Genomic DNA, 400 nt, shown 5'->3' with positions numbered 1-400 from the left:
TCGACGACGCCCCCGCCGCCGCCCGCGGCGTCCGCACCCCCGTCGGCCCTGCCGGTGTCGCCGCCCGTCGTGCTCCGACCGCCGTCGACGACGTCCCAGCCACCGTCCGCCCCGTCCACACCGCCGTCGACGACGTCCCTGCCACCGTGGGCCGCGCCCGCGTCACCACCGGCCACACCACGCCCCGCGGCACCCCCACCGCCGTCCGTCGTCCCCCTGGCGGTCTCGCCGTGCCCCGCGGGCACCCGGTCACCGTCGGGCGCGACGGCCGGGGCGGAGGCGGCGGCGAGGTATCCGGACGGCAGGGTGATCGACGGCCCGGGGGGCCATGGGGCGGCCGAGAACGCGGCCAGGTCCGGCAGCTCGTCCGCCTGGTGCGGGAGGACCAGGGACTCCGCCG

General features: G+C 80.5%; 1 pseudogene. It reads right to left on the bottom strand.

The window, feature by feature from the left end:
- Positions 1-400: pseudogene (locus CCL05_RS45070) on the bottom strand (SpoIIE family protein phosphatase); the annotation flags it as partial.

It is taken from the genome of Streptomyces africanus (assembly GCF_002150735.1).
Taxonomy (GTDB): Bacteria; Actinomycetota; Actinomycetes; order Streptomycetales; family Streptomycetaceae; genus Streptomyces; species Streptomyces africanus.
The sequence above is the reverse complement of the archived record's forward strand: the minus strand, read 5'-3'. Positions and strand labels throughout refer to the sequence as shown.